The organism is Corynebacterium sp. ACRPE (genome assembly GCF_022347435.1).
Lineage (GTDB): Bacteria > Actinomycetota > Actinomycetes > Mycobacteriales > Mycobacteriaceae > Corynebacterium > Corynebacterium tuberculostearicum_D.
Genome location: NZ_JAKRNA010000011.1, coordinates 1 through 21,955 on the forward strand (window position 1 = coordinate 1; position 21,955 = coordinate 21,955).

Annotated in this window: 20 protein-coding genes; 18 read left to right on the plus strand and 2 right to left on the minus strand. The window is 59.6% G+C overall.

The features are described 5' to 3' along the window. Nucleotides 1–85 (plus strand): IS3 family transposase (locus MHY13_RS06725; RefSeq protein ID WP_239274592.1); only part of this gene is annotated, 85 nt, incomplete at its 5' end. A gap of 148 nt (nt 86–233) precedes the next feature. Further along, a complete protein-coding gene (locus tag MHY13_RS06730) occupies nt 234–1,901 on the plus strand; it encodes a formate--tetrahydrofolate ligase (protein WP_239282475.1) in 1,668 nt (555 codons plus the stop codon). Between the two features lie 12 nt (nt 1,902–1,913). Here MHY13_RS06730 and MHY13_RS06735 read toward each other — a convergent pair whose 3' ends face one another. Next, on the minus strand, nt 1,914–2,744 hold the full coding sequence (locus MHY13_RS06735) for a RecB family exonuclease (protein ID WP_239282477.1): 831 nt from the start codon (nt 2,742–2,744) through the stop codon (nt 1,914–1,916). Between the two features lie 46 nt (nt 2,745–2,790). On the opposite strand from MHY13_RS06735, the gene MHY13_RS06740 reads away from it, so the two are divergent. From MHY13_RS06740 to MHY13_RS06800, 13 genes are all read left to right on the plus strand, one after another. Further along, nucleotides 2,791–4,044 (plus strand): M18 family aminopeptidase, encoded by a 1,254-nt coding sequence (locus MHY13_RS06740; protein WP_239282479.1) that lies wholly within the window; start codon nt 2,791–2,793, stop codon nt 4,042–4,044. Nucleotides 4,045–4,072: 28 nt separating this feature from the next. Continuing rightward, complete coding sequence (locus tag MHY13_RS06745) at nt 4,073–4,909, plus strand: tRNA (adenine-N1)-methyltransferase (protein ID WP_005324783.1); 837 nt, start codon at nt 4,073–4,075, stop codon at nt 4,907–4,909. A gap of 85 nt (nt 4,910–4,994) precedes the next feature. Next, on the plus strand, nt 4,995–6,560 hold the full coding sequence (gene arc / locus MHY13_RS06750) for a proteasome ATPase (protein ID WP_239282481.1): 1,566 nt from the start codon (nt 4,995–4,997) through the stop codon (nt 6,558–6,560). Next, nucleotides 6,557–8,089: a depupylase/deamidase Dop gene (gene dop / locus MHY13_RS06755; protein ID WP_239282483.1), complete on the plus strand. Its 1,533-nt coding sequence runs from the start codon at nt 6,557–6,559 to the stop codon at nt 8,087–8,089. Before arc ends, dop begins: the two co-directional genes overlap by 4 nt. A 44-nt stretch (nt 8,090–8,133) precedes the next feature. After that, nucleotides 8,134–8,325 carry a ubiquitin-like protein Pup gene (locus MHY13_RS06760; RefSeq protein ID WP_239193925.1) on the plus strand — a complete coding sequence of 64 codons (192 nt, stop codon included), beginning with the start codon at nt 8,134–8,136 and terminating at the stop codon, nt 8,323–8,325. 38 nt (nt 8,326–8,363) lie between these two features. After that, the gene (gene pafA, locus MHY13_RS06765; RefSeq protein ID WP_239282553.1) at nt 8,364–9,743 is read left to right on the plus strand and encodes a Pup--protein ligase; all 1,380 of its coding nucleotides are present in this window, start codon (nt 8,364–8,366) and stop codon (nt 9,741–9,743) included. A 36-nt stretch (nt 9,744–9,779) separates the two neighbouring features. Then, nucleotides 9,780–10,766, plus strand: a complete 987-nt coding sequence (locus MHY13_RS06770) for a YafY family protein (RefSeq protein ID WP_239235346.1) — start codon at nt 9,780–9,782, stop codon at nt 10,764–10,766. 2 nt (nt 10,767–10,768) lie between these two features. Further along, nucleotides 10,769–11,725, plus strand: a complete 957-nt coding sequence (locus MHY13_RS06775; RefSeq protein ID WP_239235348.1) for a YafY family protein — start codon at nt 10,769–10,771, stop codon at nt 11,723–11,725. 97 nt (nt 11,726–11,822) lie between these two features. Then, the gene (gene tatA / locus MHY13_RS06780) at nt 11,823–12,086 is read left to right on the plus strand and encodes a Sec-independent protein translocase subunit TatA (protein ID WP_005324774.1); all 264 of its coding nucleotides are present in this window, start codon (nt 11,823–11,825) and stop codon (nt 12,084–12,086) included. A 207-nt stretch (nt 12,087–12,293) separates the two neighbouring features. Further along, a complete protein-coding gene (gene tatC, locus MHY13_RS06785; protein ID WP_204611439.1) occupies nt 12,294–13,289 on the plus strand; it encodes a twin-arginine translocase subunit TatC in 996 nt (331 codons plus the stop codon). 21 nt (nt 13,290–13,310) lie between these two features. Continuing rightward, a complete protein-coding gene (locus MHY13_RS06790; RefSeq protein WP_239282485.1) occupies nt 13,311–16,127 on the plus strand; it encodes an RNA helicase in 2,817 nt (938 codons plus the stop codon). A 32-nt stretch (nt 16,128–16,159) separates the two neighbouring features. Then, a complete protein-coding gene (locus tag MHY13_RS06795; protein WP_239282487.1) occupies nt 16,160–17,287 on the plus strand; it encodes a Xaa-Pro peptidase family protein in 1,128 nt (375 codons plus the stop codon). Further along, complete coding sequence (locus MHY13_RS06800; protein ID WP_239282489.1) at nt 17,287–18,033, plus strand: SDR family oxidoreductase; 747 nt, start codon at nt 17,287–17,289, stop codon at nt 18,031–18,033. The genes MHY13_RS06795 and MHY13_RS06800 overlap by 1 nt, the downstream gene beginning before the upstream one ends. Nucleotides 18,034–18,047: 14 nt before the next feature. On the opposite strand, the gene MHY13_RS06805 is transcribed toward MHY13_RS06800, so the two are convergent. Further along, a complete protein-coding gene (locus MHY13_RS06805) occupies nt 18,048–18,833 on the minus strand; it encodes a precorrin-3B synthase (RefSeq protein ID WP_239282491.1) in 786 nt (261 codons plus the stop codon). 85 nt (nt 18,834–18,918) lie between these two features. Here MHY13_RS06805 and MHY13_RS06810 point away from each other — a divergent pair, with 85 nt between their 5' ends. The 3 genes from MHY13_RS06810 to MHY13_RS06820 are packed head-to-tail and all read left to right on the plus strand — an operon-like array spanning nt 18,919 to nt 21,949. Next, nucleotides 18,919–19,521, plus strand: coding sequence for an FxsA family protein (locus MHY13_RS06810; protein ID WP_204609088.1), 603 nt, complete (start codon nt 18,919–18,921; stop codon nt 19,519–19,521). Continuing rightward, nucleotides 19,521–21,050: an apolipoprotein N-acyltransferase gene (gene lnt, locus MHY13_RS06815; protein WP_239282493.1), complete on the plus strand. Its 1,530-nt coding sequence runs from the start codon at nt 19,521–19,523 to the stop codon at nt 21,048–21,050. Before MHY13_RS06810 ends, lnt begins: the two co-directional genes overlap by 1 nt. A gap of 5 nt (nt 21,051–21,055) precedes the next feature. Then, nucleotides 21,056–21,949: a polyprenol monophosphomannose synthase gene (locus MHY13_RS06820; RefSeq protein WP_005324764.1), complete on the plus strand. Its 894-nt coding sequence runs from the start codon at nt 21,056–21,058 to the stop codon at nt 21,947–21,949. The last annotated feature ends 6 nt before the right edge of the window (nt 21,950–21,955 follow it).

The window sequence follows — 21,955 nt, forward strand, 5'->3', positions numbered from 1 at the left end:
CAACACCGAACGCATCCAACAACGACTCAAGGGTCTAACCCCGATGCAATATCGAAATCAGACCCTTGAAGCCCTAACCGCCTAGAATTAAACCAGTCCAACTTTCGGGGGCCAGTTCAGGGCGCCCCTTCAGGGGCGCCTTTTTGATTGCTGCATCAGTGGTCGAGTTAATCCATTTCACTTTCTTGCCTAAATGAGCCCTATTTAACTCCACCGCTCGGTAGGCTTAGGTCATGACTACTCAGCCATCCGATGTTGAAATTGCCCAAGCCCACCAATTGCAGCCGATTGCAGAAGTCGCAGCCAAGGTGGGCATTCCTGCCGACGCCGTGATTCCCTACGGCACCACCAAAGCCAAAGTCGATATCACCAAGGTGGACTATTCCAAGGAAAACCAGGGCAAGCTGGTGCTTGTCACCGGCGTATCGCCCACACCTGCCGGCGAGGGCAAGTCCACCGTTCTCATTGGCCTTACCGACGCCCTGGACAAGTTGGGCAAGAAGGCCATCGTTGCACTGCGCGAGCCCTCCCAAGGACCAGTGATGGGTATTAAGGGCGGCGCGGCTGGCGGCGGCTATGCACAGATCGTCCCCATGGAAGACATCAATCTTCACTTCACCGGCGATTTTCACGCCATTACCTCTGCAACCAATACCCTGGCCGCCATCATTGATAACCACATCCATCAAGGCAACGCCTTGGGCATCGACCCGCGACGAGTGACGTGGCAGCGGTGCATGGACGTCAACGACCGTGCCCTGCGCAACGTGGTGACCGGTCTGGGCGGGCCAGCTCACGGTGTGCCTGCAGAAACCGGTTTCACCATTACCGCGGCCTCCGAAATCATGGCAATCCTGTGCTTGGCCACGAACCTCGATGACCTAAAGAAGCGCCTCGGCGATATCACCATCGGCTTCACCTATGATCAGCGCCCTGTTACTGCGCGCGACTTGAATGCGGAGGGGGCGCTCACGGCGCTCATGCGTGATGCCCTCAACCCCAACCTGGTACAGACCCTTGGCGGCGTGCCGGCCTTGGTGCACGGTGGGCCATTCGCCAATATTGCGCACGGCTGCAACTCCCTGCTGGCAACCCACACCGCACTGCAATTCGGCGATATCGTCTTAAGCGAGGCTGGGTTTGGTTCCGACCTAGGCGGAGAAAAGTTCGTCGACATCAAGGCGCGCTTTGGCGACCTAGATGTTGCCGGTGCCGTGGTCGTTGCCACCATCCGCTCGCAGAAATACAACGGCGGTGTGGCCAAGGATAAGCTCACCGAGGAAAACCTGGATGCCCTCAAGGCAGGTATAGTCAACCTAGAGCGACACGTAGAAAACCTGCGCAAGTTCGGGATCAAACCGGTAGTAGCGCTCAACCTCTTCTGGTCCGATACCGAAGCAGAACGCGAGTTTATGCGACAGTGGGCCGAAGATTTCGGCGTGGCCTTGGAGGAAGCCAACGTGTGGTCCGAGGGCGGCGCGGGCGCTACCAAGCTGGCAGAGACTTTGCTGGAGAACCTGCAGGGAGGCGCCAAGCAGCTTTACGATCCGCAGGCGGGAATCGAGGCTTCCATCGAGACCATCGCGCGCGAGATCTATCGCGCAGACCGTGTGGAATACGGGGCAAAGGCGCTCAAGGATCTTAAGTACATCCAGGACAATGGCTGGGACAAGCTGCCCGTGGTCATCTCCAAGACGCAGTATTCCTTCAGCGATGATGCCTCCGCCCTGGGGGCGCCGGAAGGCCATACGCTGCACGTGCGCGAATTGCTGCCGCGTACCGGTTCGGGATTTATCGTCGTGCTCACAGGCAACGTCATGACGATGCCGGGGCTGCCGAAGAAGCCGGCGGCCAATAATATCGACGTCGATAAGCAGGGCACTATTTCGGGCCTTTTCTAGGCAGGTGGGGCGCTAGTCCTTTGTATCCGCCGCGGAACCCGGCCAGCCCGGGTACTGCGGCGGAGTGCCGCCAAACTCCGGGCAGAGATCCTGGTGGGCGCACCAGCCGCAGAGCTTGGAAGGCTTCGGACGGAAGTTCCCGGCGCGCCCGTCGGCCTCAATCTTGGCCCACAGCTCGCCGAGATCGCGCTCGAAGTATTCGAGTTCCTCACGGTTCGGCGTAAGAAACATCGAGTCCAACACCTTGAGGTACATCAGGCGCAACTGGTGGGGAATGGTGCCTAGAATGCGCCAGTAGACCAGCGCATAAAAGCGCATCTGGAACTGTGCATCCTGGGAATAGCGGGGAAGTGGCTTCTTGCCGGTTTTATAATCCACGACTCGGACCTCGCCAGTTGGGGCGCGGTCCACGCGGTCGATGAAGCCGCGGACGGGGACGCCATTGGGCAGGACCGTGTTGACGTACATCTCGGTTTCTTGGCAATCAAAGCCTTGTGGATTTTCCATCTGGAAATAGCCTTTGAGCAGTTCCCTGGCAGCGACGAAGAAGTCGTAGGTGTCTTCTTCTGGCACGAGCTCTACAAGTTCCTCGTCTTTGGCGGTCATCTCTGCCCAAGAAGGCTTAATCATCTTCACCGCGGCAGGATAGGTGCGCTCGTCGCGCGGTAGCTTGTGCATCTCTTCCAGGACGGCGTGCACGAGGGTTCCTTTGACCTGCGCGATGGTCTTGGGCTCGGGCAACTTGTCAATGGCGCGGAAGCGATAGAGCAACGGGCACTGCTTATAGTCGGAGGCGCGCGAGGGCGACAGGGCGAGTGGGCGGGGTGTAGATGAAGTAGCCATGGTGTATCTAGCCTATCGCCGCGCGATTCGTGGCAAGCTAGGAGGTATGACTTATACCGCAGATTTCCTAGATTTCATTGCTGCTTCTCCTTCTTCGTACCACGCTGCCGATGAGGTATCCCGCCAGCTGCGCGAGGCGGGATTTGAGGTACAGGATGAGGGAACGCAGTGGTCCGCTGCGCCTGGCGGCCACGTCATGGTGCGCGGCGGCGCGGTAGCGGCGTGGTACGTGCCAGAGGGCGCGGACAAGAATTCTGGCTTCCGCATCGTGGGGTCGCATACAGACTCGCCAGGCTTGGTCCTTAAGCCCACGCCGGACTTTTCCGCGGCCGGCTGGCAGCAGGTGGCGGTAGAGATCTATGGCGGGGCGCTACTGCATACCTGGTTTGACCGGGAACTGACCGTGGCCGGGCAGATTGTCACCAAGGATGGCACGCGGCACCTGGTCAATACTGGCCCAGTGCTGCGCCTTCCGTCCCTGGCAATCCACCTCTACCGCAAGGATGAATTCAAACCGGACCGTCAGCACAACATGCAGCCGGTTTTGAGCGTCGGCGACCCAGAGGCGTCCATCTTGCAGGTAGTGGGGGAGAAGGCGGGCGTCGCCAAGCAGGATATTGCTTCCTTCAACCTGATTACGGCCGATGCCGCTCGCGGCGAAGTCTTTGGCGCCGGCGAGCAGTTCATCGCGGCCGGACGCATGGATAACCTTTCTTCCGTTCATGCCTCGTTGGAGGCAATGAAGAAGGCCGCAGAGGAATATCAGGGCAAGGATATCCTGGTCATGATGGCCTTTGACCACGAAGAGGTAGGCTCCAGCTCGCGCTATGGTGCGGGCGGTCCCATCCTGGCGGATGTACTTACCCGCACGGCGCGGGCGCTGGGGGCCAATGAGGAGGAACGCTTCCAGATGTTCTCCCGATCGAGCTGTGTCTCGGCCGATGCGGCGCATTCGGTGCACCCTAATTATGTGGGCAAGCACGATCCCACGCACCATCCGATCATCGGCAAGGGCCCGGTGACCAAGATCAATGGCAATCAGCGCTATGCCTCCGATGCCACCACGGTGGCTCTGTGGGAAGCAGCGTGCAAGAAGGCAGGCGTGCCAGTACAGCGCTTTGTGGGCAATAATGACGTGCCCTGTGGCTCGACCATTGGTCCCATTACGGCGACGCGTCTGGGCATCGACACCGTGGATGTGGGCGTGCCCATGCTGTCCATGCACTCGGCGCGAGAAATGGTAGGCGAGCGGGACCAAGTATGGCTCGCGCAGGCTCTTGAGGCATACTTGGTGGGATAGTAACCGCAACCTCGAGGAGTCTTGAGACATGGCTTATTCCGGCCCCTTTGCCTATGGCGACCGCGTGCAGCTTACCGATGCCAAGCGGCGCCATTACACGGTCATTCTGGAAGAAGGAGGCCAGTTCCACTCCCACAAGGGCATCATTAACCATGATGACATCGTGGGTATGGACGAGGGCTCGGTTATCGAGTCCACCCTTGGCTCCTCCTTCCTGCTTTTCCGCCACCTGATGGTGGACCACGTGCTGTCGATGCCGCGCGGTGCCGCGGTGATCTATCCCAAGGATGCGGCGCAGATTTTGGTAGAGGGCGATATCTTCATGGGCGCGCGCGTGCTAGAGGCCGGCGCCGGCTCCGGTGCGCTGTCCATGTCCCTGCTGCGCGCCGTGGGACCAGAAGGTCATGTGTATTCCTATGAGGTGCGCGATGACCACCTCGAGTATGCGGTCGATAACGTCAAGGAGTACTTTGGCGAGCAGCCCGAGTGGTGGTCGCCGCGCCTCGGCGATCTGGGCGATGTCACCGCTGAGGACTTGGGCGGTCCGGTCGACCGCGTCATCCTCGATATGCTCGAGCCCTGGGAGCACTTGGAGACCGTGCGCGATCTCCTGATCCCAGGTGGTGTCTTCATGACTTACGTGGCAACGGTGCCGCAGTTGATGAAGGTCATGGAAGGCATCCGTGAGCTCAAGTGCTTTACCGAGCCCAAGGCCTGGGAATCACTGGTGCGCGAATGGAAGGTCGAAGGCCTGGCTACGCGCCCTGAGCACCGCATGAATGCGCATACCGCCTTCCTTATCTGGACCCGCCGCTTGGCTGATGGCGTCACTCCGCCGCGCCCGCAGCGCCGCGCCCGCAAGTAGAGCTGGAAATAGGTTCACCTCAGCGCCCAGAATTTAAAGCGCAACTGCCCTCTTTCGCCGGCTGAGCCGCGTTAGAGTAGTGGGCATGGATGAAGCCACGGACTATAAGCGGCAGATCAGCCAGCTTGCTGCCCGCAATCAGAAGTTGGCGGGCTTATTAAAGGAATCGCGTGGGAAGCTCGAACAGCTTTTTGCGGAGCTTAACGCGCTGGCTGAGCCGGCATCGACCTACGGCGTTTTCTTAGGCTATTCGCCCACTCGCAGCGAGGTGGGAACCACCGCGGAGGTTTACACCAACGGCCGCGTCATGCAGCTTAAGGTTTCGCCCAATGTGGAACCAGGCAGCCTAGTGGCCGGCCAGCAGGTTCGCTTGGGCGATGGCTTCGTGGTGGTCGAAGGCTGCGCACCCGAGCGTACGGGCGAGCTCGCCACCGTGGTAGAGCGCTTAGGAGATCAACGCCTCATCGTGGCAAATTCCTCTGGCGAGGAAAAAGTGGTGCTCCTATCGCAGGCACTGCGCGAGGAAACCCGCGTGCCAGCAGGAGAAATTGTGCTCGTTGATCCCAAGGCTGCCATCGCGCTGGAAAAGGTGGAAAAGACCGAGGTCTCCCAGCTCTCCCTTGAGGAGGTCCCCGATGTGCGCTACGAGGACATCGGCGGACTAGACGAGCAGATTTCCCAGATCCGCGATTCCGTGGAATTGCCGTTTATCCATCCGGACCTCTATCACCACTACGAGCTACAGCCGCCTAAGGGCGTCCTCCTCTATGGCCCGCCTGGGTGCGGTAAGACGCTCATCGCCAAGGCCGTGGCCCATTCCTTGGCGCAGCAACTGGGTAGTGATGGGCCGAGTTACTTCCTCAATGTCAAGGGCCCAGAGTTGCTCAATAAGTATGTAGGTGAGACGGAACGCCGCATCCGCCTCATCTTTGAGCGCGCCCGCGAATTAGCCCAGCTGAGTTCTGACCGGCCGGTGGTCATCTTCTTTGATGAGATGGAATCCATCTTCCGCACCCGTGGCTCAGGCGTGTCTTCGGATATGGAAACCACGGTAGTGCCGCAGCTGCTCACTGAACTCGACGGAGTAGAAAGCCTATCCAATGTGATAGTCATCGGTGCCACCAACCGCGAGGAGCTCATCGATCCCGCCATCATGCGCCCCGGCCGGCTGGATATCAAGATCCGAGTCAACCGGCCGAATAAAGAGGGCGCCCGCGAGATCTTTGCACGCCACTTTGCAGAATCCGTGCCGCACCAGGGCACGCTAGAGGAGCTCATCGCCGCCGCGGTGGACGAGCTCTATGCCGATCGCCCCTTTGTGCAGCTGCACTTTTCCAGCGGCGAGCGCGAGGTATTGCACTACCGGGACTTTGTCTCCGGCGCGATGATTGCCAATATCCTCTCCCGCGCCAAGAAGCTGGCTATTAAGGACGAACTGCAGCAGCGTGCGGGCAGTGAGCAGGGGATAGGCGAGCGTGAAGGGGGCATCGCCAAGCAGCATTTGCTCCAGGCCATCGCGGCCGAGCGCGCCGAATCCGAGTACGTGCCCACCTCTACCAACCCAGAGGAGTGGACCAAGATCATCTCCCAAGACCATGCTGGTGCCCGCGTTGAGCGGGTGGAGCTACTGACCGCCAGGAGGAGCGCATGAGCCGCGTAGTAGGTACCGAGACCGAGTACGGCATTGCCACCCCGGAGCTGCCGGAGTATTCGCCCATCATTTCTTCCACGCACGCGGTGGTAGTTTATGCCGCTATGCACACTGGGGCGCGCTCGCGGTGGGACTTTGCCGAGGAGCACCCGCTGCGCGATTCCCGCGGTTTCGATCTCAAGCGCTACCAGACAGTTCCCGTGGTGGACCCCAACGCCATCGGGGTGGCCAATGTAGTCACGGCCAATGGCGCGCGTTTCTATGTCGACCACGCCCACCCAGAATATTCCGCGCCGGAATGCACCAATGCCTGGGATGCCACGCTTTACGACGCAGCAGGGGACGCCACGCTCCTGCAGTCTGCCGCGGCCGTAGCCGGCCTTACTGAGCAAGGGAAGTCTGTCCTTGCCAACCATGACCCGTGCCCTGCCTTGCGTTTCTATAAGAACAACGTGGACGGCAAGGGCGCGTCTTATGGCTCGCACGAGAACTATCAGTACTCCCGTGCCACGGATTTTGACACTATGGCGCAGGCCCTTATCCCGTTTTTCGTGGCCCGCCAGGTAGTCATCGGTGCCGGGCGCATGGGGATCGGCGAGTTTGGCGAGGAGCCGGGCTTCCAGATCTCTCAGCGCGCTGACTATATTGAGCAGGAAATCTCGCTGGAAACTACCCTCAATCGCGGCATCATCAATACCCGCGACGAGCCGCATGCGGTGCACGCGGACTATGGGCGCCTCCACGTCATCATCGGAGACGCGAATATGTCGCAGACCTCGACGCTGCTCAAACTGGGCATGACCTCGCTGGTGCTCGATGCGATTGAGCAGGGCGTGGACTTTAGCGATCTCCGCTTGCAGGATGCCGTGGCGGAGGTCCCGCGCGTCAGCCGCGATCTCAGCCTTCAGCATCGCCTCGAGCTTGCCGACGCCCGCCAGCTCACCGCCCTAGAAATCCTCGCCGAATACCGAAACCGCGTCATCCCACGCACCGACGCAGACCATAAGGTTCTCGCGGCCTGGGACGAGGCAGTCGCGCTTCTTGCGGAAGATCCGATGCAGGCCGCGCACCTGTTGGATTGGGTGGCGAAGTATCGCCTGATCAAGGGCTACCTTGACCGCGGTATCGATCCGGCAGACCCAAAGCTGCGGCTCATTGACCTGCAGTATGCGGAGATTGATCCTGCCAAATCGCTCCATCACGCGCTGGTGCGTAAAGGTCAGATGCGGCAGCTCTTTAGCGCTGCAGAGATTGAAGACGCCGCCACCATTCCGCCAGAGGACACTCGGGCGTATTTCCGCGGCCGAGTGACGCAGAAATTCGGCGAGGACATCATTGCCGCGAGCTGGCAAAGCCTCACGGTGCGGGTAGGCGAGGCAACCGCGGCGCCCTGGGCCACGGTTCCGATGGATGAGACCACCGGCCTGACCCTCGCCCAGTGCAAGGAGATCATCGACGCCGCACGTACGGTGGAGGAACTCCTCCAGGGACTCACTGACAGCGGGATTCAGCCCGAGTACCGTAATTAATAACCAAGCATTTAGGCAGAAGCCAAAGAAAGGACTTCCTTCCTATGTCTACTCACCAGTCCCAGGTCACTGGCGGCAATGGCGGCGATGACTCCACCGGAGATGAGGAATTTAGCTCTACGCAGCTAAGCATCAATACCACCGGCACCGATGAATTGCTCGATGAGATCGATGGGCTGCTAGAAAACAACGCCGAGGAATTCGTGCGCTCTTATGTTCAAAAGGGCGGGCAGTAAGGGTGAGTGACCAGCACCCTGTCTTCACCCGTCGCATCATGGGCATCGAGACGGAATATGGCTTAACCACCAGCGCGGGCCCAAGAGAACGCGCCCTGAGCCCCGATGAAGTGACGCGCGTGCTTTTCCGGCCCATCGTCCAGGAACATTCTTCCTCTAATATCTTTTCCACCAACGCGAGCCGCCTGTACCTCGATGTCGGCTCTCACCCCGAGGTAGCCACCGCTGAGTGCGATAGCTTGAGCCAGCTTTTGGCCTATGAATGCGCTGGCGATGCCATAGTCAACCGGCTGGGCGAACAAGCTGAACAGGCCTTTGCCGCCGAGGGTCACCCGCGCGCTGTGTACCTGTTTAAGAACAACGTGGACTCGGCCGGCAATTCTTTTGGCTGCCACGAAAACTACCTCATTAGCCGCCTCATGGTGCTCAAGGACTTGGGGCTGGCGCTCTTGCCGTTCCTTATTACCCGCCAGCTCATCTGCGGCGCCGGCATGGTGCAGCCCGCAAAGGGCGATAAGCCCGCCCAATTCCTGCTCTCGCAGCGCGCGGACCAGGTGTGGGAGGGCGTATCTTCTGCCACCACCCGCTCGCGCCCCATCATCAATACCCGGGATGAACCACACGGCGATTCCAAACGCTTCCGCCGCATGCACGTCATCGTGGGCGATTCCACTATGGCCGAACCAACCTTGGCGCTAAAGGTTGGCTCCACGCTGCTCATCTTGGAAATGCTGGAGGCAGGATTTGAGTTGCCGGAGTTCGACATCGAAAAACCCATTCACCATATCCGCGCCATCGCGCGCGATATGACGGGTTTGACCGAACTACCACTCGCAGGAGGGGGATCCGTCACCGCGCTCGAGGTCCAACAGCAACTGTGCCAGCGCGCAACCCAATGGTTGGAAGAACGCGAAGACGCCGGAACTCCCACGGCAGAAATGCGGCGCGTGGTGGATCTCTGGCAGCGCACGCTGCACGCCATAGAGACTCAAGACTTCTCCGGAGTGGACCGAGAAATCGACTGGGTCATTAAATTGGGACTGCTCGAGCGCTACCGCGCACGGCTAGGCGGTCACTGGGGACACCCCAAGCTCGCCCAGATTGATATGACCTACCACGATATCCGGCCGAGCCGCGGGCTCTACCATGTCTTGCTGCGCAAGGGCCTTATCGAACGCTGGATCACAGACTCCGAAATCGAACGAGCCATGGACACAGCGCCTGCCACCACCCGTGCTGCGCTGCGCGGCCAGTTCCTTGCCGCTGCGCGTAGCCTCGGGGCCAACGTCACCGTTGACTGGACGCGCCTCAAGGTCAACCGCCCAGAGCCGCGCACCGAGGAGCTCCTAGACCCCTTCGTGGCCGACGATGATCGGGTCGAGGCGTTGCTAGACTATATGCGTCTACACCACAGCTAGAAGCACACGAGCCGCACCAGGGAGACAACACAACACGTGGCAACGCACAACCCCGCGCCGAAACGGCATGATGAGGCGGTAGAAAGACTCACCAACCTCTCTTTCGCGCTACAGGGCGCCGCCAACTCCGGCGGTAGCCCGGACCGCACCGCCTCCTGGATTCGCCGTCATGTAGCAGGATACGGCGATAAATCAGACGAAGCCTTCGCGAAATCACTGGCCCGAGATATCGCAACCCTCCAGCGCGCCGGGGTGCCCATTGTTCATTCCGGTAGCGAAGATGGTGCGCGTTATCGCCTTGACTCGAGCAGCTACCAGCTTCCGCCGGTGGAGTTTTCCCCTGAGGAGGCCATGGTTCTAGGCATTGCAGGAGGTGTGGGTACCACCGGCGGCTTAAGCGATTTTTCTCTGTCGGGATGGACGAAGATTGCCGCTAGCGGCGCCTCCCGCAACCTCGCAGGCGCACCGGTATACACGGCGGTCAATGACATCACTCGACTTGCCCCAGAAATCATCACCGCGGTGCTCGCTGCGGTGCGCAATCAGCTCCGCATTACGTTTTCCTACCGTGCTAATCCGGCTACTGAGCCGGTCCGCCGCGTGATGGACCCGTGGGGAGTGGTCAACCGCGATAGTCATATCTACATAGTGGGATTCGATGTGGACCGCAACGAACCGCGCGTCTTTCGCGCCCTCCGCGTCTCTGACATCAAACGCTCGCACGATCCCGCGGAGCACCCCAATCCAACTGAGGACCTACAGGTGTTAGTAGAGCGTGCACTGCAGCGAGGGGAGAAAGTCGATGCGCGCCTCGTTATCCCTGACGGGCAGGCACGAGAGCTTTTAGATGCCGGCGAGCAACAACCCGATGGCACTGTGTTGCTGCACAAGGTGGATAAGCATTGGCTCGTGCGGACCGCGGCCGGCTACGCCCCAGAGGTACAGGTGCTCGAACCAGCCGGGGTCCGCCAAGAGGTCATCTCCCTTTTACGCAAGGCATCACAATCGCAGGAGGAAGGCTAGTCATGGCTGATGGATCACTAAAGCTCCAGGCGCTAGTGCGCTCTTTAAACCTGATTCCATACTTCAAAAATCACCCCGACAAGACACCCTTGGAAGCGGCCAAAGATTTGGGTATGGATCCTGGCGAATTGAAAGAAGCCCTCGATCGGCTCTTTTGTTCCGGCACTGGGCGCAATACCGAGGATCTCATTGATCTCACCTTCAGTTATCGCGATGGGGTAACCATTCACAACGATCAGGGCTTGAGCCAGGCGCTGCGCCTTACCCCGACGGAAGCCGGTGCTTTGCTCCTTACCCTGGAGTCCTTGCAGGCGATGCCCGGGCTAATCGACGCCCATGCGGTCGATTCCGCCGCCGCGAAGCTGCGCGGCATCATGGATGAAAAGACAGCCGCCATCTATGAGTCGCTGTCTACTCCCGCCCCTGAAGAGACGGATATCCAGGCGCTTTTGACCCAGGCGGTCAACGAAAAAAAGCGGGTACGGCTGCGTTACTGGAGCGCTTCCTCAAATGCTGAATCCGAGAGGGTGGTGGACCCAGCCCGCATTTTCATCGTCGATTCCGAGCCCTACTTGGCTGCCTGGGAGGAAGCAAAGCAAGCGCATCGCACCTTCCGCATCGACCGCATTAGTAAGGCTCGTATCGTGGAGGAAAAATCCCAGCCGCATCTGAAAGATCTCGACTTTGATGCCGCATCACCCTTTAATTTGGGCGATGGGGACACCGTGCAACTAGCAATTAACCAAGAATTCACGTGGCTGGCTGAGTACTACGATATGCGCCTGGGTGAAGACTTAGGAAATGGGGAAGTAGCTGCAACGATGCCTATGGGATCAGTGGATTGGCTTATTCGCTTTGCCCTCGGTCAAGCTGATAGGTTGCGGGTAGTGGCTCCTCAATCCGTAGTAGATCTCATTGCGAAGCGAGGAAACACCGCCTTGAGCGGCTATACTCAGTAGCCAGTTACTTGCCCGTTCACTGCGCCCGCCCGCCGGCACATAAGTTGGCGGTGATGCTTTCCGGCATGCTGGTGCACTAGTTGAAAGAGGTTTCTCCATGAGCCTAGGACCTATGGAAATCGGCCTGATCGTTCTTGCCATCGTCTTGCTTTTCGGTGCAAAGAAGTTGCCGGAATTGGCACGCTCTATTGGCCGTTCCGCGCGCATCTTCAAGTCTGAGGTCAATGAGATGCATTCCGAGGATGCCCAGCGTTCTCAGTCTCAGGCGCAGCTGAACCAGAAGCAGCAGTCCGATGAGGAATTCTGGAACCGACCAGACATGCAGCCGGGCCAGCAGAACAACACCAATACTCAGCAGTAAACGCCCCTAACCTGTCGTCGCGCGAACACCCCTGCAGCGCGCGGATATGCATCCGCAATCCGTGCAGTAGGGAAGTGTTCGCTTCTTTGCGTTGAAAGAGCCACACTGATGTCGTCACAGTCACAGCCTGTACCTGCCCAGAAGGCAAGCAAGAGCGTGAAGGGAAAGCTGCGCTTTTCGCGCAAGCAGAAGAACCCTACCGGGGAGATGACTTTGGTGGAGCACCTGCAGGAGCTGCGCCGCCGCATCATTATTTCCGTGTTAGCGGTTGTTGTCGGGGCCATCATTGGGTTCATTTGGTACCAACGAGCACCATTCGGGCTGTCTCCGTTGGGTGAAATTCTACGAGAGCCGTATTGTGCGCTGCCCCCCGATAAGCGCGCCTCCTTTAGCGCGGACGGCGAGTGCCGTCTATTGGCCACCAGCCCGTTTGAAATGCTCCTGTTGCGCCTGAAAGTAGGCGCTTTGGCCGGCACTGTATTGTCCTCGCCGGTGTGGCTGTATCAGGTCTGGGCCTTCGTTGTGCCTGGTCTCCATAAGAACGAGCGCCGCTACACGTTGAGCTTTGTCAGCGCCGCGGTGGGCCTTTTCGTTGCCGGTGCCGTGCTGGCTTATTTCATCTTGTCCGTGGGTTTGGAATTCCTCATGGGTATCGGCGCCGAGTATCAAACAGCGGCCCTGACCGGTGAGCGCTATTTCTACTTCCTTTTGGCCCTTCTTCTCATCTTCGGCATTAGCTTTGAGATTCCACTGCTTATCGTGTCCCTGAACCTTATTGGCGTACTCGAATATGAGCATGTCAAGGATAAGCGACGTCTCGTCATCGTCATCGTGATGATCTTCGCCGCCTTCGTCACCCCAGGCCAGGATCCTTTCTCGATGGTGGTACTGGCTGGTTCACTGATCTTGCTCATCGAGATCGCATTCCAGTTCTGCCGCCTCCACGATAAGCGCATGCAGCGCGAACGCCCCGAGTGGATGGATCTCGATGATGAGACTGCTTCGCCACTTGGCGCTGGACCAGGAGCCATTGGCGGGCCAGCCCCTGTCGAGGCGCCGAGCAGAGTAAACCCTTCACCGGGACCCTCTCAGCCCGTTTCACATCCAGTACAACAGGCACAGCAGCAGCCGCAGCAGACATGGAGCACCGGCGCCAGTGGGACTTCGTCGACCAGCGGCGGCTTTTTCGACGATGTCCTCTAGGCACGGGTAGCCTGGGGAGTCATGACTGAAACTCATCTGGATTCTTTTACCGCAGCCCTTCCATACCCGTTGGATGAGTTCCAGGTAAAGGGCTGCCAGGCCGTAGAGGACGGTCACGGCGTACTGGTCTGCGCACCGACCGGCGCCGGCAAAACCATCGTGGGCGAATTCGCTGTCTCTTTGGCGCTGAGCCGGGGAACCAAGTGCTTTTATACGACGCCGATTAAAGCCTTGAGCAACCAGAAGTACCACGACTTGGTGGAAGAGCATGGCGAAGAAGCCGTAGGCCTGCTCACCGGTGACGTATCGATCAACTCTGACGCTGAGATCGTCGTCATGACCACAGAGGTGCTGCGCAATATGATTTACGCAGAATCCGCGGCCCTCGATCGCCTGACCCACGTGGTCATGGATGAGATCCACTTTTTGGCCGATGCATCGCGCGGTGCAGTGTGGGAAGAGGTCATCCTCAACCTCGCGGACCATGTCTCCATCATCGGCCTATCTGCCACAGTGTCCAATTCGGAAGAATTCGGCGATTGGCTGTCTACCGTGCGCGGCGATACCACCGTCATCGTCTCCGAACACCGCCCAGTTCCCCTCGACCAATGGATGATGCTGGGGCGCAAGATTTATCCGCTCTTCGAGCCAGAATCTGGCGGCCATGTCAACGCTGAGCTCGAGCGTAGGATCCAGCGCCTTGAGGCCGGCGATACCGACGATGGTCGCGCGGACTATAAGTCTGGCAAGGGCTTTCGTGCGCGTGCGCGTCACAAGGGTGGCGGGCGCAGCGAGTTCCACGGTAAGGGAAGGGGGCGCTCCGGCGCCGCCCGGCAGCAGGATCGCTATCGCCCCTTGGGCCGCCCAGAGGTACTGAAGGTATTGCAATCGCAGGACATGCTTCCAGCAATCACCTTCATTTTCTCCCGCGCCGGCTGCGATGGCGCTCTTTATCAGTGCCTGCGCAGCCGCATGGTGCTGACCTCCCAGGAGGAAGCACAGCAGATCAAAGACATCGTCGATGCGGGTGTGGAAGGTATCCCTGAAGAGGATCTGCAGGTTCTAGACTTCAAGCGCTGGCGCGAAGCCCTGTCCCGTGGCTTTGCCGCACACCATGCGGGCATGCTGCCCGCGTTCCGGCACATCGTGGAAGACCTATTCGTACGCGGCCTCGTCCGTGCCGTGTTCGCTACTGAAACGCTTGCTCTTGGCATTAATATGCCGGCGCGCACCGTGGTGCTAGAAAAGCTCATCAAGTTCAATGGTGAGGCGCACGTCGATCTCACCCCAGGCCAGTACACGCAGCTGACTGGCCGGGCAGGACGCCGTGGCATCGATACATTGGGCAATGCAGTTGTGCAATGGGCACCCGCCATGGATCCGCGTCAAGTAGCTGGCCTTGCTTCTACCCGTACGTATCCTCTCATTTCCACTTTTGCACCGGGCTACAATATGGCGATCAATTTGCTGGGAATGCTCGGCTTCGAGGAATCTCTGCGTTTGTTGGAAAAGTCCTTCGCACAGTTCCAGGCCGATGGCTCCGTCGTGTCGGAAACTCGCGAGATTGAACGCGCGGAACATCGCGTGCGAGAACTGCGCAACCAGCTCGATGATGCCGTGGCGTCGCTTGCACCACCTGCTAAGGACGGGGAGGATCCTGCCGAGGTTCTCATGGACTATGTCCGCCTGCGCCGCGAGCTCACGGCCGAGGAAAAGCAATCAAAAATCGATAGTGCCAATCAACGAAATCAAGAGGTTATCGCGGTACTGGGACGCCTGCAGCTGGGCGATGTTATTGCCATGCCCGGCAAGAAGCGTCCAATTCTCGCCGCGGTTGTTACTCCCGCTAACCAAACCGCGGATCCCCGCCCGTGGATTACCACTGAGTCCGGGTGGTCGGGACGTATCGATGCAGCCGGAATCAATAACCCACCGATCCAAGTCGGTAGCATCAAGATCCCCAAGCCGGTGCGCAAGAATCCGCGCCGCAATACCCGATATGTGCAAGATGTCCTGCACCGCGAACACTTCGACCGGCCCAAGCGCATGAAGTCGCACACCCGCGCTCGGCCAAATAAGCGAGTAGGGCAATTGCGCGACGCACTGCGTGCTCATCCAGCTCACGATTGGCCGGCTACTGACCGCGAACAGCTGGCGGGCCTGGCACAAAAACTTGCACGGCGCGAGCGTGATCGGGACAAGCTGCAATCCAAGGTCAACAAGGCTACGGATACCTTGGGCCGCACCTTCGAGCGCATTGTGGATCTCCTCGCAGAAATGGACTACGTCGAGTTCACCGGGGCTGGCGCGGACCGCACGCCGGTCATCACAGAAGAAGGCGAACGCCTTGCCAAAATTCACAGCGAATCCGATCTGCTCGTCGCCCAATGCCTCAAGCGCGGAATTTGGGATGAACTCGATCCCGCAGAGCTTGCCGGCGTTGCCTCCCTGTGCTGTTTCGAAAACCGCAAGGCCACCAGTGGGCAACCGGAAGCAGCCACCGAGCGCATGGCTGACGCTATGAATGCCACGTGGCGCGTGTACACCGAACTTACCGCTGATGAACAGCGCCACCGGCTGCCACCTACCCGAGAGCCGGAAGCCGGGTTCGCCTTGGCGGTACACCAATGGGCGGCCGGGGCGCCATTGGGCTACTGCATGGCTGCGGCAAATGAAGCCGGGGCCGAACTCACCCCCGGTGATTTTGTCCGTTGGTGCCGCCAAGTCATCGACCTGCTGCAACAAGTGGCTAAGACGGGGTACGACGGCGAAATTCAGCGCAACGCCCGCCGGGCCATTGACGCGATTCAGCGCGGTGTCGTAGCCATTGGCGCCTAAAATCCGCGGCGCGGACGAGTAGACTCTGGGGCATGACTGATACTCAGACTTTTTCCGCTGATGTCTACGCCCAGCGTCTGCACGCCGCCCAAAAGGCGGCTGCAGACAAGGGCATCGATCTGCTCCTCATTGGCACGGGGCCAGACTTTGCCTACCTCACCGGCTCCTGGGTCTCTTCCCACGAACGCCTGACGGTCTTGGTCGTGCCTCAGCAGGGCAATGCATGGATCGTCGCGCCTAATACCGATATCACCGATATCAAGGCTGCACCGGTAGGTGAGCTGGATGTAGAGTTGCGTGGCTGGAATGACGGAGAAAATCCTTATGAGCTTGCACTGCGTGGCGCAGGCGACGGACTAGGCAAGGTAGCGCTGGGACAGTCGCTGACTGCAGACCACGTGCTGCGTTTCCAAGATCTGCTTCCACACGCCAGCTATGAACTGGCCACTTACGCACTGGCCGAACTCTTTACCCGCAAGGATGAGGCTGAGATTGCTGAGCTGCGCAAGGCTGGCCATGCCATCGACGCAGTCCACGCGCAAGTTCCACAGCTTTTGCAGGCCGGCCGCACCGAGGCCGAGGTGGCCCACGAACTGGAAAAGCTCATCCTGCAGGAGCACTCCGTTATCGATTTCGTCATCGTCGGATCGGGCCCGAATGGCGCCAACCCGCACCATAGCTTTTCGGATCGCGTGCTGGCTGAGGGAGAACCAGTCGTCGTCGATATCGGAGGCACTCTGCCTTCCGGCTACCACTCCGATTGCACCCGCACCTACGTAGTGGGCGGGGATATTTCCACGGCCCCGCAGGATTTCCAGGATGCCTATGCCGTGCTTGCCGACGCCCAAGCTGCCGCCCGCGCCGCAGCCCACCCCGGCAGCACCGCCGCAGACATCGATGCCATCACCCGCCAGGCGATCTCTGCAGCAGGCTGGGGCGACTACTTTGTCCACCGCACTGGACATGGCATCGGCCTGTCCACGCACGAGGAGCCCTTCATTATGGAAGGCAACGATCTCGCCTTGGAGGAGGGCATGGCCTTTTCCATCGAGCCGGGTATTTACTTGGAAGGCAAGTGGGGTATGCGTTTGGAAGACATCGTGGTGCTTACCAACGATGGCTACGAGTCCCTGAACCAAGCTCCGCGTGACGTCCGTTAATGGCTGGCGTACTGATTCTGGGCGGCCGCAGCGATATTGGCGGAGAAATCGCTAGGAGAGTAGCCCCAGGCCAAGATATTGTGCTCGCCGCTCGTGGCACCCACGGTATGGAAGGCGTGGAAGACCAGCTCCGGGCGGCGGGTGCGCGCAGCGTCCATCTGCTTGATTTTGACGCCGCAGATTTTCCGTCCCATGCCGGTGTGGTCGATCGCGCCATAGAGCTGGCAGGCCCCCTCGAGCTTGCCGTTGTAGCCTTCGGCATCTTGGGCGATCAGCAGCGGGCGGAACGCGATGCTTCCCACGCGGTCGACATCGCCACGATCGACTATGCGGCCCAAATTTCCCTGCTCACGTTGGTGGCCGAGCGCATGCACCGCGGCCACATCGTCGCATTTTCCTCGATCGCAGGCTGGCGCCCTCGCCGCGCGAATTACGTATACGGCTCCACCAAGGCCGGTCTTGATGCCTTCTGCCAAGGCCTTGCCGATAAGCTGCATGGCAGCCAAGTGGGTCTTATCACCGCGCGCCCTGGCTTTGTCATCGGAAGCATGACGGAAGGAATGAAGCCGGCGCCGCTTTCTGTGCGACCAGCAGATGTGGCCGAGGCAGTTGTCGGTTGTATTGACCGCGATGCACGGCGCGGTAAGCCGCGTTCGCGCACCGTGTGGATTCCTCGCGCCCTCCAGTGCCTCGCGTGGGTCATGCGGCTTGTACCGCGCCCAATCTGGCGGCACATGCCGCGCTAAACCCTGCGTTCTTTTCAGTCTGCGCGTAGCAGGGGAGAGTTGATGTCGAAGATAAAACCGCGTGGGGCGAGTACGCGCAGTACCACTTCAGCGTCACCCTCGGCAATATTGTGAAAGACTAATCCGCCCCACGGAGTGACGGTGATGTTCACCTCTAGTTGGCCGATGAGCTGCGCAAACTCGGCAGGGATGGCGCCGCGGTGCACGCCGGCACCCAGATCAACGATGCCGGCAGGCAGATGCTCGTCCAGCCAACCAATGGGGCCGGGCTCTGCCAGGGCGGAGACATTATGCTCCGCGGAATCTGCGTGCTGGAGTACCTCCTCATAGTGTCGGGCGGCAGCGTGCGGAGTCAGTGGGGCAGAGAGGGCGTCGCCAAGCGGGGAATGCTCAAGGCGCAGCCCTCCGTCCCCGTCGATGCTAAGGCTGACTGCAGCCGCGCCGGTCGGTACGTCGTCGTGGGCGATAACAGCCAGTCCGGGACCGCCTTCCGCCGCTCCTAGCTCAGCCGCGATATCCTGGGCCGTGTGCTTGGCCTCCGCCGACAAAGGCGAAGCCAGCACCGGCATCGCCGTGGCGCGCAATCGCAACTCCTGAAGCTGCTGATTGAGTGCCTCCGCATCCTTAATGCCGCGCAACTCGATTGCGGAGAACCGGTCGATGTAGACATACCCATCCGCAACAGCACTGGCGCACTGCGCCAAAGTGACCCAATCCTGGGCGTGGGTGCTGCCGCCGGCAACGTGGATGCGGATGCACGTGCCGTACTGGGGGTCTTCAAAAAGCGCAGGAGTAAACATGCGCACTAGTTTAACCTGCCGCGGCTGCAGCTTCGCGCATGAGTGTTGCCAGCACTTTATCAGTCTGCCTCGTTAGACTTAGGCCATGCCGTTTATGTATTTTGCTCTCTACATGGTCGCAGAGACCCTGACCTTCTGGGCCGTCTCTCAATGGATCGGTGTTGGCTGGGCGCTTATCGCACTCTTTGTCACCATGTTCTTCGGAATGTCCATCGCTGGCATTGAAGTGCGCCGCTTGATGGGAAAGCAGGTCGAACGCACAGGGGACGGTACGTACGTCGTGCGCGGCGACAATGTGGGCAAGACCGCCAGCAATGTGGGCCTTACCTTGGTAGGCGGCATGTTGCTTTCTTTGCCGGGCTTCTTGACGACGATCCTCGGAGCCCTCTTGATCTTCTCGCCGACCCGCGCCATTTTCCGCACGATGATGGCGGCCTCCTTGTACCGCAAGATCGAAAACATGGGCGTTAAGATCTACGAGGCCACCCCAATGGCACAGCAGCACGATTCTTATGGCGACTTTGGCTCCTTTGGTCGTGGCCAAGCAACACAAAGTGGGCACCCCAGCGCGCAGGATGCTGGCCCGCATGAGGTGTTGGATGAGGAAGAGATCCGCCGTTGGAGCGAAAACCTGGATCCAGATGACTTCGGACCCTCCGGTGGCGAGTCCAAAGGTGGAAAGAGCTAGTGATGGTGACTCTTGCCCGCCTCGTTGTGGCGGGCCTTTCTGGCCTGCTCACGTATGCCGCCATCGAGCCCCGTGGCTGGTGGTGGGCTGCCGTTGTGGGCGTGGGCTTGCTGTACGTGAGCTTGCTGCCGTGGGGAACTAGGCACGTTTCCGCCCGTGTGGGCGCGCTTCTTGCAGTAACACATTCGCTCGTGCTGTATCTGCTCACACTGCCCTGGATCGGCGAGCTGGTAGGCAGCGGCCCATACATCGCTTTGGCTATATGGCTTTCGGTATACGCAATTCTACTGGGCATTGGCAGCGCGGCAGTAGCGCGGTGGAAATACGGTTTTATTGTCTTCCCGTTCTTCTACCTCGCGGTGGAGGTGTTGCGTTCTTCGGTACCTTTCGGCGGTTTTTCTTGGGTGAAATTGGCTTGGGGACAAATCGACGGACCGCTAGCCAACCTGGCTCCGTGGGGTGGAACCTCGCTCATTACCGCAGCCACGGTTCTGTGCGGTTGCGGTCTCGCTGCACTGCTGATTCAACGTGGATGGAAGGCAAAGAGCGTCGCACTCTTAGCAGCGATCCTTCCCCTTGCAAGCGCGACGGTGGCAGGCTTGGGAATCAACCGAGACGATTCCACTGTCGGGGAAGCAAAGGTTGCCGCAATCCAAGGAAACGTACCTCGCATGGGCCTAGACTTCGCTGGGCAACGCCAAGCGGTCCTCAACAACCACGTGGCCGAAACAAAGAAGCTGGCCGCCCGCGAAAAAGACATTGACCTAGTCATCTGGCCCGAAAACTCCTCTGATATCAACCCATTCCGTGACGGCAAGGCAGCCTCGGCAATCAGCGGCGCCGTCGATGCGATAGACGCACCTGTTTTGGTTGGCACCGCCACGCGGGATGAGGTGGGGGCCCGCAACACAATGCAGGTCTTCGCTCCTAGTCATACGGTGGGAGACCATCACTATAAGAAGTACCTACAACCTTTCGGCGAAACTATGCCCATGCGGGATTTCTTTGCCAAATTTTCTGACTATGTGGACCTCGCCGGCGATTTTAAGCCCGGCGACGGCCCAGGTGTGGTCTCCATGGCGGGCGTGCCGGTTGGCGTGGCCACGTGCTACGAGGTCTCCTTCGATAGCGCCTTTAGGGAGTCGGTGAAAAATGGTGCAGAACTGCTGACTACTCCCACCAATAACGCCACCTTTGGCCATTCCGATATGACCTACCAGCAATTGGCCATGAGCCGATTGCGTGCAATGGAGACGGACCGAGCCGTGGTGGTGGCGGCGACTTCTGGAGTATCCGCCATTGTTCACCCAGATGGACACGTTAGCCAGTCCACGGAGATTTTTACGCCAGATGCCTTAGTAGAGCAGTTGCCCTTGCGTAGTGGCGAGACCTTTTCCGTCAGGTTTGGTTCGCCCCTGCAATGGCTCATGGTTATTATTGGAACAGTCTGCGCACTGGTAGCTTTGCGCACAAACCGCCTGCGACGCACCCCGCGCCGCTCCGGCACAGATACATACGTAGGAGCATAAACACTGTGAGCACGCTTGAATCCTCGACCTTGGTCATCATCCCGACCTATAACGAGATCGAAAATCTTCCTCTCATTACTGGACGCGTCCGCGAGGCCGTCCCAGAGGTCCATATCCTCATCGTGGACGATAACTCTCCCGATGGAACTGGTGACAAGGCCGATGAGTTCGCAGCGCAAGATGACCACATCCATGTTCTTCACCGCGAGGGCAAAGGCGGCCTGCTAGGCGCTTATATCGCCGGCTTTGAGTGGGGCTTGGAGCGCGACTACCAGGTGCTGTGTGAGATGGATGCAGACGGCTCCCATGCGCCGGAACAGCTTCACCTACTGTTGGAAGAGGTGGACAAGGGCGCGGACCTAGTTATCGGCTCCCGTTATATCCCGGGTGGCGAGACCGTGAACTGGCCGGCTTCTCGTGAGTACCTGTCCCGCTTGGGCAATATTTACATCTCCGTAGCGCTGGGCGCTGGGCTGTCCGATATGACCGCCGGCTACCGTGCGTTCCGCCGCGAGCTGCTCGAGTCCATCGACTTTGATGAGCTGTCCAAGGCCGGCTACATCTTCCAGGTCGATTTGGCCTTCCGTGCTGTCAAGGCTGGCTTTGACGTTCGCGAAGTTCCCATTACCTTCACCGAGCGCGAATATGGCGAGTCCAAGCTGGATGGTTCCTTCGTGAAGGATTCTTTGCTCGAGGTCACCAAGTGGGGCGTTGCTCATCGCGCTGAGCAGCTGCAGGACTTTGGCGGCGCGGTGTCCAAGTTGGTCAACCGTGAAGTCAAGGACGGCTCCATTCATGACCTAGGCGTTCAGGCCCGTAAGGGCGCCGGCTGGGTTTCTGACTTCGCCAGCGAGATTGGCCATCTGGCAAAGCACCAGATTGCGCAGCTGAAGAAGTAGGCGCCA